11 protein-coding genes, 1 tRNA gene and 1 pseudogene are annotated in these 12,793 nt (G+C 62.8%); 8 read left to right on the plus strand and 5 right to left on the minus strand.

The window, feature by feature from the left end:
• Positions 1–6: 6 nt before the first annotated feature.
• From ACTTAI_RS16400 to ACTTAI_RS16430, 7 genes are all read left to right on the plus strand, one after another.
• Positions 7–273, plus strand: a complete 267-nt coding sequence (locus tag ACTTAI_RS16400; RefSeq protein ID WP_444452582.1) for a spike base protein, RCAP_Rcc01079 family — start codon at positions 7–9, stop codon at positions 271–273.
• Positions 270–3,878 carry a sialate O-acetylesterase gene (locus ACTTAI_RS16405; protein WP_444452583.1) on the plus strand — a complete coding sequence of 1,203 codons (3,609 nt, stop codon included), beginning with the start codon at positions 270–272 and terminating at the stop codon, positions 3,876–3,878. The genes ACTTAI_RS16400 and ACTTAI_RS16405 overlap by 4 nt, the downstream gene beginning before the upstream one ends.
• 728 nt (positions 3,879–4,606) lie before the next feature.
• Entirely contained in the window at positions 4,607–4,948 is a 342-nt protein-coding gene (locus ACTTAI_RS16410) for a YbaN family protein (protein ID WP_444452584.1), read from the plus strand.
• A 108-nt stretch (positions 4,949–5,056) separates the two neighbouring features.
• Positions 5,057–5,131 (plus strand) — tRNA-Gln (locus tag ACTTAI_RS16415).
• A gap of 332 nt (positions 5,132–5,463) precedes the next feature.
• Positions 5,464–6,090 (plus strand): hypothetical protein, encoded by a 627-nt coding sequence (locus tag ACTTAI_RS16420; protein ID WP_444452585.1) that lies wholly within the window; start codon positions 5,464–5,466, stop codon positions 6,088–6,090.
• Between the two features lie 146 nt (positions 6,091–6,236).
• Positions 6,237–7,082, plus strand: a complete 846-nt coding sequence (locus ACTTAI_RS16425; RefSeq protein ID WP_444452586.1) for a hypothetical protein — start codon at positions 6,237–6,239, stop codon at positions 7,080–7,082.
• On the plus strand, positions 7,042–7,344 hold the full coding sequence (locus ACTTAI_RS16430) for a hypothetical protein (protein ID WP_444452587.1): 303 nt from the start codon (positions 7,042–7,044) through the stop codon (positions 7,342–7,344). The genes ACTTAI_RS16425 and ACTTAI_RS16430 overlap by 41 nt, the downstream gene beginning before the upstream one ends.
• 424 nt (positions 7,345–7,768) lie before the next feature.
• Here the strand turns inward: ACTTAI_RS16430 and ACTTAI_RS16435 are convergent.
• The 5 genes and pseudogenes from ACTTAI_RS16435 to ACTTAI_RS16455 form a co-directional block, all read right to left on the minus strand.
• Positions 7,769–7,914: pseudogene (locus ACTTAI_RS16435) on the minus strand (ATP-binding protein); the annotation flags it as partial.
• 217 nt (positions 7,915–8,131) lie between these two features.
• Complete coding sequence (locus ACTTAI_RS16440) at positions 8,132–8,836, minus strand: substrate binding domain-containing protein (RefSeq protein WP_444452588.1); 705 nt, start codon at positions 8,834–8,836, stop codon at positions 8,132–8,134.
• A gap of 119 nt (positions 8,837–8,955) precedes the next feature.
• A complete protein-coding gene (locus tag ACTTAI_RS16445) occupies positions 8,956–9,249 on the minus strand; it encodes a hypothetical protein (protein ID WP_444452589.1) in 294 nt (97 codons plus the stop codon).
• Between the two features lie 73 nt (positions 9,250–9,322).
• Positions 9,323–9,565 (minus strand): hypothetical protein, encoded by a 243-nt coding sequence (locus ACTTAI_RS16450; protein ID WP_074555898.1) that lies wholly within the window; start codon positions 9,563–9,565, stop codon positions 9,323–9,325.
• 33 nt (positions 9,566–9,598) lie between these two features.
• The gene (locus ACTTAI_RS16455; RefSeq protein ID WP_444452590.1) at positions 9,599–11,197 is read right to left on the minus strand and encodes a phage minor head protein; all 1,599 of its coding nucleotides are present in this window, start codon (positions 11,195–11,197) and stop codon (positions 9,599–9,601) included.
• 981 nt (positions 11,198–12,178) lie between these two features.
• Here ACTTAI_RS16455 and aroQ point away from each other — a divergent pair.
• Complete coding sequence (gene aroQ, locus ACTTAI_RS16460; RefSeq protein WP_444452591.1) at positions 12,179–12,622, plus strand: type II 3-dehydroquinate dehydratase; 444 nt, start codon at positions 12,179–12,181, stop codon at positions 12,620–12,622.
• The last annotated feature ends 171 nt before the right edge of the window (positions 12,623–12,793 follow it).

A 12,793-nucleotide genomic window follows, 5' to 3' on the forward strand; every position in this document is an offset into this window, starting at 1 on the left:
GCCGCTATGACCGACCAATTCCAGTACCACACGCCCGGCCTCGACGCCCCGTCTCTCGGCGGCAATGCCATCACCCCGAGCGATACTGTCGATCTTCCTGCGCCCATCCGTGCGGTGACGATCGGCACTGCGGGCGGCACGATCCGCTATACTCATGCGCGCACGGGCAAGATTTGCACCACTGGCCCGCTGCCGGTTAACTCGTACTCGATCTGGGCCAGCCGCATCTGGGCGACGGGCACCACGGCAACCGGCCTGACGGGGTGGGAATGATGGGGCTCGGTCTCTCGATCATGTTCGGCGGTGGCGGCGGTGCTGGTATCCCCGGTCCCGCGGCGCCGACACTGTCTGGCCTGCCTGATCTGACCGCGCCGGTTGGCACGGGCGTGACCGTCAACTGCGCAGGCTATGCCACGGGCAGCGGCCTGCTGTGGTCGCTGAGCGGGCTGGACTGGGCGACGATCAATCCGACGACAGGGCAGATTACGGGCACGCCGGATGTGGCGGGGTCGGCCACAGGCGTGGTCACGGTGAGCAATGGTGGCGGGAGCGCCAGCGACAGTTTCGCGGTGACGATCACGGCGGGATCTGGCGCGACCGCCCCCGGACAGGTCACCGGCCTGACGGCTACCGCTGGCGACGCGCAGGTTGCGCTTGCGTGGACCGCCCCCAGCGATGGCGGATCGGCAATCACCGACTATGTGATCGAGCGGCAGGCTGGCGGCGGATCATGGGTGACCGTCTCAGATGGCGTCGGCACCGGCACCAGTTACATCGACACTGGGCTTACAAACGGCACGGCCTACAGCTACCGGGTGTCTGCGATCAACGCGATCGGAACCGGCGCGGCCAGTGCGACGGCCAGCGCGACGCCTGCCGCGGCTGTTGGGGACGTCGCTGGCTACGATGTTTTCATCCTCGCCGGTCAGTCGAATATGGTCGGGATCGGTACCGGCATCGACGCGGTGCTGGATGCTACCGATCCGCGCATCCTGCAGTTCGGGTATTCGTCGCAGACCGTGACGTTGGCCTCTGACCCGTTGGAACATTACGACCAATTCGCCAACTCTGTCGGCATGGGCATGACATTCGCCAAGCAGCATCTTGCGAACATGCCCGCCAATCGGAAAGTCCTGCTGGTTCCTGTGGCGCGCGGCAGCACGACGTTCTCGGGTGGGTTCTGGACCGCTGGCGGGTCGTGCGATACCAACGCCATCGCTCGCGCCAATGCGGCCATGACACAGGTTCTGGAGGCTGGCGGCGTCAACCGCATCGTCGGTATCCTGTGGCATCAGGGCGAGTACGATTATTCGCTCACCGAGGCGCAGTATGCTGCACATCTTGATGCGCTGATCGCTCGGTGGCGCGCGTCCATCACTGGGGCAGCGAACGCGCCGTTCATCTGCGGGCAGTTGGTCGACGGCGGCTATTACAGCACGCTATCGGTCGGGCGCGCGCTGGAGAAAACGCCGCTTCGCGTGGCCAAAGCCGGGTTTGCAAAATCCGATTTCCTGCCCGCCGTGGCAGGAAATATCCATTTCACCGCCGCATCTGAGCGAGAGCTGGGCCGTCGCTATTACGCTGAGTTCCGGCGCATCGTGACAGGTGCCCCAATCTCGCGGGTTTCCCCTGCGATCAGCGGGAATTGTGCGGTTGGTCAGACGCTCACGGCAACCGCTGGCACGTGGGACGGCGACACGCCCTCTCTGGCCTATCAATGGGCGCGCGATGGCGTCGCGATCAGCGGGGCCACCGCCTCGACCTATGCTCTGCAGGCCGCTGACGTCGCCGCGAGCATCACGGTTGCGGTCACCGCGACAAACTCGGCAGGGGGCGCGACGGCGACTTCCGCTGCAGTTGGGCCGATCGCGGCGGCGCTGGCGGCACCTGCGCAGGTCACTGGCCTGACGGCGACGGCAGGAGACGGCAAAGTGTCTCTCGGGTGGCTCGCTCCGGCCAGTAACGGCAGCCCCATCACGGATTACGTGATCGAGCGGCAGTCTGGCGGCGGATCGTGGGTGACCGTTTCGGATGGGGTCGGCACCGGCACCAGTTACATCGACACTGGGCTTACAAACGGCACGGCCTACAGCTACCGGGTGTCGGCGATCAACGCGATCGGAACCGGCGCGGCCAGTGCGACGGCCAGCGCGACGGCGAGCGCGACGCGCGAAACTCACGTGTTCATCGTGGCAGGGGCTGGCAACGCCACAGAGACTGCGACATGGGATAATGGCGCAGATTGGCCGACTGGTGTCTATCAGTTGGAGCGCTGGTCAGCCCCGATTGTGGACGATATGATCGCATCCGGCGCAACGCAGATCGCGGCGACGTCGGCGCAGATCATTTCGAACATGCTGCCGCTGCATAACCACTACAAAACCCCGGTTTCGGCCAGAAAACTGAGCTCTGCGCAGCAGTTCGTGGTGGACTATCGGGCCGCAAACCCAGACGTCGATATCGTGCTGATCCCGTGCGCCTACGCCGGGGCGTCGTTCAACGCATCGAAATGGGGCACTGCCGGGACACTCTACGCCGACATGATTGCGCGCACGAATGCAGTCATGGCCGCGCATCCGACATGGCAGCTCTCGGGCGTGCTCTGGCATCAGGGCGAGGATGATAGCGCGTATCCGTCCTACGCCTATGCCTATGTGGCGGGGGCGGCTTTGGACGCCCAGATCGCGGCGTTCAGGACCGCGGTCTCCGCGCCCAACCTGCCGTGGGTCTGTATCGGGTATGCCTCTCGCTATGCCAAGGCCTCCCCCGCGGCGGCATACACGATGTCCGTGCAAGAGCGCGTGGGGGACCGCATCCCGTACGCCGCTTTCGTCTCGTCTGAGGGAACAGATGGTGATATCGGGAACGCGTATGCCGGTTTTGTGGCCGCCGATGCACGTTTGATTGGCAGCAGGTCTGTTCCGGCTCTGCGGATGGCGGCGGCGAATGCCCCCGGCGTCCCGTCTCAGGTCAAGAAGCTCTATGCCGTCGCGGCTCCGGGCTCAGTCACGCTCTACTGGGACCGCGCTGGCGGTGTCGGCAGCGCCGTCACTGACTATCTGATTGAGGTCAGCACAGACGGCGGGGCCAACTGGTCAACCGTCACCAAATCCGTCTCGACCGCGACGAGCTACACGCACACTGGTCTGACGAACGGCACCAACTACACCTATCGGGTCAGCGCGGTGAATGGAGTTGGCGCCGGGCCTGCCAGCGCAACCGCCAATGCAACTCCTGTCGCGGCTGGGTCGATGGGCCTGATCTTGCTCGACACATTTTCGGGCGAAGCCACGACAAAAGCGCTGGAACTCCATACCGGGGAAATCGGCGCGACGTGGGCGAAGCATCCGCTGAACACCGCGACCATCAACGTCAAGGCGGACGGAAGGGCCTATGTCACCGGCGCGGGGGCGTCGCCGTTCTATTTGGCCTCTGCCGCGCCGCCGACCGCGGACTATGAAATCCGGGCGTCGTTTCTGGTGAACGGTTTCGACGCCGTCAGCAACAACAACAGTTTTGGGGTGACGGGCCGTTCGGACAGCACTGCGCGCACTTACTATGCGGTGTCGCTGGCGTTCAACTCCGGAAGCGGCGGTACGGCAATTGCCCCAACGATCAGTATCTCAAAAGTCGTTGCCGGGACGACCACAATCCTCGGATATCGTCTGCTCGCCTACACGGCGGCGTCCGAATACGAACTGGGCCTGCGGATGCTCGGCGGCGTGCTGACCTGCGTCCTCAATGGGGCCGATCTGTTCTCTGTGTATGACACAGAAATCACCGATGCAGGGAAAATCGGACTGCGTGGATACCTCAACACGGCGGCAAAAGAGGGTCAGGGATACGTCCTGTCGTCGGTGAAGGCGTGGGCGGCATGACCGTCACCTCAATAAAGCAGGTGCGGGCACGATTAGAGCGGGCGCACAGGTTGATGCACCCGCTCGACGCTCTTGAGCCTGCCCAGATCACGGGCCTGCTGATCGACGCCGGATACAGTCCGCGCACTGCGGCGGATGCGGCCGAGATCGCCTATTCCGTGGCGGCAACCTTGAGAACCGGACGGCCGGTCCCGCCGCGATGGGGGTTGGGAGATTAATCGGGCACTATGCAGATTGCGCATAGTGCCCAGCATAATGCACATAGTGCAGATTATACTTTCGGTAGGCTCTTGTCGCATAGTTCGATATGACCCAATCAATTTTACAATGTCGCCTGCAAGCCATTGAAATCTAATGAGCATCAATTTTGCAGATTTACAGGCTATCCTGCTGATATCGCAAAATTTGCGCCGTCCTCTCGGGATCGCCACATCTGCACAAATCAAACGCAACGGGTGCGGCGGGACCGATCCCCGACGCTGCTGCACCGGGTGCTCTGCCCCTTGCGCGGACCGACGATCACGACTCGGCCCCCCTTTGGGCGCAGCCTAGGGGGCGCCCCCCCAGGGCCCTTGCAGCGGCGCGCCGCAAACCGGAGCCATCCGGGCGTTGCAATCCTGCGCTTGCCCTCTACATCCTGAGATGGATCCCCGCCCCCGTGGCCGCAAGGCAGGAGCAGCGCATGCCCGAGCATACCCCCCGCGGAACGCCTGTTACGGGCTGTCTACATGATGCTTGGCCTGATCTTTACCGCCGTTGCCTTCGTCGGGATTTTCCTGCCGGTCCTGCCAACCGTGCCCTTTCTGATCCTCGCCGCAGCGTTTTTCGCCCGATCCTCCGAACGGCTGGAGGGATGGCTGATGACACATCCCCGCTTCGGGCCAATGCTGCGAGACTGGCGAGACCGCGGCGCCATTCCGCTGCGCGGCAAGGTGATGGCCCTGTGCGGCTCCACATTCGGGCTGGGCCTGTTCATCGGCCTGCGCCATCCGCCGCTGTGGCAAGCGGCGACGGTGGCTGCGGTCATGGTCACGGGAATCGTCTATGTCTTCACCCGCCCGACGGCCTGAGCGCTTCGCGGCGAGGGCCGGATTTCGGCGGAAAAATTCCGTCGCAGATTTCGCGATTTTTCCTCTTGCGCCCCCCCGCAGCCTTGGCTAAACACCGCCGCACAGCGTTGGGGTATCGCCAAGCGGTAAGGCAGCGGTTTTTGGTACCGCCATTCCTAGGTTCGAATCCTAGTACCCCAGCCAAACCTCCAGATCAGCCTTGAAAAACAGACACCTTGCCCCTGCGGCTTGGGAATTCTGGGGGCAGGTTACACAAGAGGTTGCACACCGGGTTACACAAACACCCCGTGCATCCCTCTAGAACCCGAAGCGGCCAGGACCTCGTCAGCGACTTTGAGAAGAGGTCGTCATGAGGGTCACGCCCTATCTTTGCCAGCGTCGAGGGCGCTTCTATTTTCGTCGTCGCGTCCCGGGGTTTTCCCCAAAAATGCGACCGGTGATGGTCTCGGCTTGCGACGACAGACGCCCGGACAGCGTTTAAATTATGCGTGCAGCTCACTGCGCACATGGACCTTATGCTGACGGACACCCTCCATAGCCCCCTGTCGGACGCGGACATCACCGCCTTCTTTCATGCAGAATTGCTCAGCTATCTGGGCAGCCTGCGTGAACAGCGCCTGCATGAACGCATCGACGGCTCGCTCACCTCCGAGAAAGCCCGCAAGAACCGGCTGGAGGCCTTGGTGTTGCGCGGGATGGTCGAAGATGGCCTGCGCGAAGAAATGCCGACCGAAAGATCGAACGCGCTCGAGGCCGGAGAGAGCGAAACCGCCCGGAGCCTGTACGACGCCCATCTCCAGCATTTCCTGCGCCCGGCCTTCAATGACGATATCCAACGCCGGGCCATCGCCCTTCTCGGAAACCGCGATCTGACCGCCTTCGACAAGCTGCAGCTGCGCTGGGCCGCCGTCGAGGCCAGCGCGGCGGCACATGAGGCCGTCGAGGCGGTGCCGCTGCACAGGGCCGAAGCCGCGCGCGGCGCAGCAATCGCGCTCTTGCACGACATGCTTGGCGCGGCACGCCCCCAGTCGCCGTTGCGGACCCTCTCCCGAAGACGACGCCCCCTGTCGCAGCGCCGATACCCTTCCCCTCCGGCCCCGCGCCCGATCCTGTCGCACCGCTCACCCCGGGCGTTGAGCTGATCACAGGCCGCTTCACGGCGACGACCCTCAAAGCGCAAAGAGAGCAGGCGGAAAACCAGCCCGAAATCGGTCCATTCGACGGGCACGCCTCCGCGCCCCAAACCGAGGCGATTTTCGGCACCGATCTCTTCGGCACCACCGTGCGCATGAACCGCCGGTCGCGGGCCAAGGACGAAAGCTGCACGCAAAAGCTCAAGACCGTCACGCTGTTCATCTATCTGACCGGTGTGCAGCGGGTGACCGAGATCCGGCAGCATCACCTCGACCTGTTCGGGCGGGAGATGGAGCACAACCTGCCAAAGTATTACTGGAAATCACCTTCGCAACAGGATCTGACCTATCGCGAATTGCTCGACACCTGTCGCAACCTGCCCCGCGACGCGATCGGCGTGTCGCGCGGAACGATCAAGCGTCATGTGACGGTGATGAAGGAGATCATCGGCTACGCCGCTCAAGAAGGCCATGGCGCCGCCTTCGCCCCGGCAACCGCACATCTGTTGCCGCCCGAAGAGCGCACCGACGCGGAGAAGCGCCCGGTTTTCACTGCTGAACAGGTCCGCAAGGTCTTCAGCCACCCGCTTTGGACCGGGTGCAAATCGGAATACCGGCGCCACACGCCCGGCAAGAAGGTGGTCAAGGATCACCATTTCTGGGTCAACCTGCTGCTTGTCTACACCGGCGCCCGCCGCAGCGAGATTGCAGGGTTGCAGGCCACCGACCTGAGCGAGGAAAACGGCATCCCGTTCATCTCGGTGCGCCCCAACCACCTGCGCGGCCTGAAGAATCGCCATTCCAAGCGGCGCATCCCCCTGCATCCGCACCTGATCGAAGAGGGATTTCTGGAGTTCGTCGAAAAGGCGCGCAACCGCGGCGCGCCAATCCTCTTCCCCGAGGCGATCCCCGCCAATAAACGCGCCGCGGTCTTGCGCGACACGGATGCGCGGCCGAGTTATGACCCGAAATTCGGCCCCGAGACGTCATTGGGCGCTTGATCATGTCTGGCGCGAATGCCTTGAGCGAAGCCTTCCGGACGCCCCGAAAGGCCTGTGCCTGCACAGCCTGCGCGGGTATGTCAACGATACGCTGATCAACCTGCGCGAAGCCGATGGGCGCACACAGATGGTGCCCGACATCGATCGTCGCGATCTGATGGGCCATGTGGCGACCGACACCAACGAGGCCAACTATCGCCGCGACGAGAAGCCGCTTGGCCCCCTTTATGAAGCCGTGAAACTCCTGCCGCAGGTATTTTAGCAGGTTTTATGTCGTAGTTGATGAAGAAGGGGGAGAGGAGATGAGGAAAAGATCGGAAAGAGAGAAATGGCACAGATCGTGAACGAGAAATGGAACTCAGAAAATAGTTGAAGTGGCCTTGAAAATAAATAGGAGAAAAAGCGAAAAAGCTCCACCTATATCAACAAGAAAGACAAGACTTATATCAGGCGTTCACAATTGATCTCCAGCTTAGCGGGCCGCTTCTTTGGTTGCCGCCCGTAATGTAAGAGGATTTTGGCCTTGTTGGCGAGTGAGCGAGTGCGGTCTTCGTATAGGCCTCGTTTCGCGGCACTTCGAGAAGCCGCAGCATTTATTTCCACCCAGAACTGAGCCGGGCTTTCCATCGAGAATTGAGCCACCCCTGATTATGGATATTTCGTCAGTCGTGGGGCAAGGGTGGGTTTCACTCCTTCTTTTTGCGGGTTGCGGCGGCTGAGCACGCCTTGAAGCGGAAGCTGTCGTTTCCGGTTTCAAGGATGTGACAGGGGTGGGTCAGGCGGTCGAGCAATGCGGTAGCAATGCGGTGGTCATCTTGGCATCGCCGAAGACCGTATGGGCCGGGCTCGCCCGGATGGGTCGACGCGTGTGGACCAGGCGCGATGTCCCCTGTCTTGAGGGGGTTCGACGTGGACTGCCACCACCCGGCGGCGACCGTCGCGCCACGAACCGCAGGCAAGGGCGTGCTCGCCTTTGGGCAAAGATCCCGGACTTTCGAGCATGTGAGGTCGGCCGATCCGTCAGAGCGGGTTTCCAGAACGCTGAGCGATCATTCTGCGGTATCGGCCCGGAAAAACCGGGTCATTTCCTCGACGAAGGCGCGCACCGCCGGGCGGACCAGATGGCCGGGCGGATGCAGCACCCAGGCGCCGATATTGGCCTCGCCGATCTGCCCCCAGGACACAAGCCGACCTGCCGCCAGATCCGGGGCAACCAGCGACAAGGGCAGGATGCCCGCGCCCGCGCCTGCCAGCACCGCCTCGTGGACGAGCAGCATCGACGAGGATCGCACCACCGGGCGGTGACGCAGGCGCCGCTCCGCCCCCTCAAAGAGCAGCGTCCAGATCTCCGGCGCGGGCCGGGAGGAGAGCACGACAGCGGGCACCTCGGCCTCGGGCGCCTCGGGCCGCGGCAGATCCGGCACCGCCGCGACGATCCCGCGCGTGCGCAGGAAAAGCCGCCCGACAAGCTCGGACTCGGGCGCAGGATTGGCCCGGATCACCAGATCATAGCCGTCGCGCAGCGGATCGACGAACCGGTCGTCGACGTCGATCTCCAGCGTCACCTCGGGGTGATGGCGCAGGAAATCGGTGGCGAAGGCGGCGATCCCGAACCGCGCCAGCAGCGCCGGAACCGAGATCCGCAACACCCCGCGCACCGCCCCCCGGCCCCCGCGCAACTCTGCCCCCGCCGCCAGAAGGGCCGCCAGATGCGGCGCCGTGCGCTCGTAAAGCGCGCGGCCTTCCTCGGTCAAGACAAACGTGAGGGGCGGAAAGCGGACGGTGGCCGCGCCGTGCGGTTCCGCGATCGCGTCCCGAAAGCAGTCATTCGATGGAGGGGGTGGGCCTGCCGTCGAACGTTCTCCAGCCTGGCTCAGCCTTCGAATTCGGGATAAGGTCCGTTCAAAAAAAGAAAATCACGCAGCGCCTCGACGTACGCAAACAGCGCTTCGTCGTTTTCGAATTCGATGTCCGTTCTGCGCGCGTAATCGTCAGCGGTCAGAGACCGGTTTCCCAAGACATAATCGAAATTCCGACGCAGGCGCTCAGACCATTCGCTCGACCACCCGAGTTCTTCTTTCAATTTGTCCGGGCCATACACGTTCGCCCCGCAATAGAGGAACATGTCATCCAGCCAAGCCTGGGTCCGCAGGTCGAGAGATTTCATTGTCGCGCTTCCATCGGATACATCGTGACCAGCACAGGCTCGTCGCCAATCCCGGCCAATGCCGCCAAAAAAGTCATTCCGGAAATGGTCCGCGTTGGAAAAGAAAGTCGAACATCGCCCGAAGGTAGCCGTACATCTCTTCGTCATTGTCAAAATGGAACCCGATATCCTTTTCGTATTCGTCGGCAGTCAACGGCCTGTACCGCAAGACCGCCTCGAAGCGTTCCCGGAATCGGCGCGAGTCATCAGGGTCAATCTCAAGACCCGCCTTCAAGGCGTCGGGATCGTAGGTCTCCGGCCCACAAAGCAGGAACATAGTCCTTTTCCAACTGTCTAGGCTGACCATTTTCTACCTCGTGATCGGGTACATGGTGACGAGCGCAGGTTCACTGCCCTGCACATGGCGGAATACAGCCAGCAGGTTGCCACGATCGAAATCTGCGCTGATGGCGCCTCCGCCGGCAGTCCTGACTCCCTCTACGAGGCGCAGGTAGTCCGGGCCAAGCGCGTCCTCCAAAGGAAGAACGACGAGGAAGCTGCCGCGCTGATATGCCGGTTCGAATTGCGCAGCGTCTCGAGCCGCGCGATATTCGGGCGTTCGCCGCACGAAGCGCTCGGCGGCAACGAATGCCTCAGGCGACGTGATACGGCTGGCAATCGGTGGCGCGCGGTGCGGTCTCCCGGTCACGCCGTCTCTCGAAGTCCCGGTCATCGGATCTATGCCGAGCAACACGCGGTCGATCAGCATCTGTCGAGTGACCGCGCCTTCGTGACGCTGCGGGCCGTGCCCCTGCGTTGCCAACTCGGCAAATCTGCGCGCGACGAAGCTGTCGACCGTGGCGCTCCGCATGGCGATCATGCCGTCGATGCGCAGGGCAGCCGAGCGCAAGCCGACGATTGCTGCCCGCGGTGAGAGCCGTGCTACCCCTACCCCAAGCCGTGCGAGCGTCGTCGTAAGGACCACGCCCCCGAGCGTTGTCGCTGCGTCCAGATAGGCGACGTCGCGATAGGCCTTGAGCAATGCGTCTTCCGAGGCGAGCCCGAGACGGAATTCGAGGTCGAGCAGACGCAGGTCCGCGTGTCTGGCGTCGAAATAGTCGACGAAGGCTTCGCTCAGTTGGCGGACGGTCTCGGCGTCGAGATCGGCGAGCGCTCGAATGGCGCTGGCCAGGCTTTCGCGCATGGCGAGGCGCTCGGCCTCCTCCTCAGGCGTGATCACACCGAACAGGCGCCGGTAACCAAGCCACGAAAAGCGGAACAGATTGTAGACCGAAATCGCACCGCCTGCTGCTGCATCTGCCGCTGCGTCGGTGAGCCCGTCGGCTTGCGCCTGGGCTATCCTCTCGCTGAGGTCTGGAGATGTCGGGAAATCTGTGAGCAGGATCGTTCCGTCGACGATCGCCGGTTCGGCGACGCATCGGCAGTTGTAGCCGTGACCGGGCGGACCATCGGGGAATTCGTCTTGCCAGGAATAGACCCTGTCATCGCGTTCGGCGTGCGCCGCGCGGACCTTCTCATCGTCCTGCGTCCGCCAGACAAAATGGGTCACGCCCAACCGTCGTTGGCGCCATTCGTTGATCTGGGTCAGAAATCGACGCGCGAGCCAATCGGAAAGTGTCGAAACATCGGCGTCAGCAACGCTCGGGTCAGTGGTTGCCATGATCGCTGAAGCCTGTTCCGAAAAGTCAGCCCGCTCGCGGGAAATCTCGGTCTCTACGTCTTCGACAGTCGGATCAGCGACGATGCCTGCACGCGCGAACGCTCCCGTCAAGGCGGACCAATTCTCTGCCGCAAGCTCGCGCAGCCGCTGTTCAAATGCATCCGTAACGGTACTGTCCAGTCGCGCGTGCTTTAGCTCCATCGCAAGTTCAATCGCACGAAGGCCGAGGACAATGGTCGCGTGGCCGCCGTGTCGTACGAACTGGTTGAAGCTGACAAATGAACTCATGGTTCCCCCTGCAGATGTCGGGGAACCTACCTCACTTTGGGCCTAGAAGCGTTAACGAACCGTTCGGTCCCAGAGAAGGTTGGATTTGGGTGGCGTTCGGTCGTGCTTGGCGGAGTGAGGTGCCCCTAGTTTATTGACACTGACTTGCCCCCAGCGATAGCCGGCTCGGGATTTTTCTGCACCACACCATAAACGGCCGCTTCGGGGCAACCGCACCGCCGCATGAAGCCCGTTTCGACCGACCGCAATGGGCCGCACGCGTAGGCCACTTGCGCGGCACGAGAATGGGAGGTGACGCTCATCAGGGCCTCTCGGGGTGTGCAGCAAAGTATTTTTTGATGCACAGCGCGATCTTTGGGAAGGCGTCCCTTCGCATCAAAGGGCCAACGACCGCGCAATGGCAGCATTCCTCTGACCTCGGGCCTGTCGCCGGGAAGCGGACAAACACCCGGCGGCAGTGCATACCTCGCACTTGCGCTTGACAGAAAGGCCGTGGCGAGGTTGCATGGGGACGAGCATCCGTGGTTGCACATATGCTGATGCGGTCTTTGCGGCGCGCCCTCAAGGCACTGGTTCAAAAGAGGAATCAGACCATCTGTTTTGGTTTGTGGGCATCCTAGTACCCCAGCCACTTCTTCCGCATCCGAGTTGAAGAGAGACCGCAAACCGGAACGGTTTGAGGTTCAACGCATTTGAGACAGCGCTCCTTTCCTTGCCCGTGGGAAGGCTCCTGCCTTGGCGCGGCCTCTGAAGTTTCCGCAAGATGCGACCGGCGATGATCTTTCCTTGAAACGACAGACGGCCGCAGCCCCTGCATCTTTGGGCCGCCTGCTCCCGTCATCATTTTCTTATCCGAAACAGGATTTTAGCCTCGTTCTTCGCCCGAAAAGTCACGATTGGCGCGGGGGCGCGCGCCCCGGATTTCCAGTAGCCCTTCGCGCCGCCCCGATCTAGGCTGGCGCAAACCGCAGGAGTGCCCCCGTGTCGCAAACCATCTTCATCCTCAACGGCCCGAACCTGAACCTTCTGGGCAAGCGCCAACCGGAAATCTACGGCGCCGACACGCTCGCCGATGTCGAGAACCGCTGCCGCGCCCTTGCCGAAAGCCTTGGCTTCAAGATCGAACTGTTCCAGTCGAACCACGAGGGCGTGATCATCGACACGATCCACCGCGCCCGCGAGGAAGCCGCTGCGATCGTCATCAACCCCGGCGCTTTCACCCATACCTCGGTCGCCATTCTGGATGCGCTCAATGCCTATGACGGTCTCGTCTTCGAATGCCATATCTCGAACGTCCACAAGCGCGAGACCTTCCGCCACCACAGCTTTGTCTCGGGGCGTGCCGATGGCGTGATGGCGGGCTTCGGCACCGAAGGGTACGAGTTGTGCGTGCGCCGCGCTTGTTCGCTCCTTGCGCAAAAGTGAGGTCGGCCCATCCCGCGCCCGGGCGCCACGTGCAGGCGAGCTTCCGGCAACCGGGGGCGCAGATAGATCTGTGACCCCGGTCGCAGCGCGTGCAGGGACGCCGTCACCGACAAGACGAGACGCCCCGCATCGGGTTGATCCCCCGACACGACCGGCCCGAAACGTCTTTCC

Origin of the sequence: Rhodobacter capsulatus, assembly GCF_052363175.1 — a bacterium.
Taxonomy (GTDB): Bacteria; Pseudomonadota; Alphaproteobacteria; order Rhodobacterales; family Rhodobacteraceae; genus Rhodobacter; species Rhodobacter capsulatus_D.

Coding starts and splice junctions, on each gene's coding strand:
- ACTTAI_RS16450 (WP_074555898.1), bottom strand. CDS start 9,565: ATGTTCCTGCTTTGTGGGCCGGAGACCTACGATCCCGACGCCTTGAAG.
- ACTTAI_RS16430 (WP_444452587.1), top strand. CDS start 7,042: ATGACCCGAAATTCGGCCCCGAGACGTCATTGGGCGCTTGATCATGTC.
- ACTTAI_RS16420 (WP_444452585.1), top strand. CDS start 5,464: ATGCTGACGGACACCCTCCATAGCCCCCTGTCGGACGCGGACATCACC.
- ACTTAI_RS16425 (WP_444452586.1), top strand. CDS start 6,237: ATGAACCGCCGGTCGCGGGCCAAGGACGAAAGCTGCACGCAAAAGCTC.
- ACTTAI_RS16400 (WP_444452582.1), top strand. CDS start 7: ATGACCGACCAATTCCAGTACCACACGCCCGGCCTCGACGCCCCGTCT.
- ACTTAI_RS16445 (WP_444452589.1), bottom strand. CDS start 9,249: ATGAAATCTCTCGACCTGCGGACCCAGGCTTGGCTGGATGACATGTTC.
- ACTTAI_RS16410 (WP_444452584.1), top strand. CDS start 4,607: ATGATGCTTGGCCTGATCTTTACCGCCGTTGCCTTCGTCGGGATTTTC.
- ACTTAI_RS16405 (WP_444452583.1), top strand. CDS start 270: ATGATGGGGCTCGGTCTCTCGATCATGTTCGGCGGTGGCGGCGGTGCT.
- ACTTAI_RS16455 (WP_444452590.1), bottom strand. CDS start 11,197: ATGAGTTCATTTGTCAGCTTCAACCAGTTCGTACGACACGGCGGCCAC.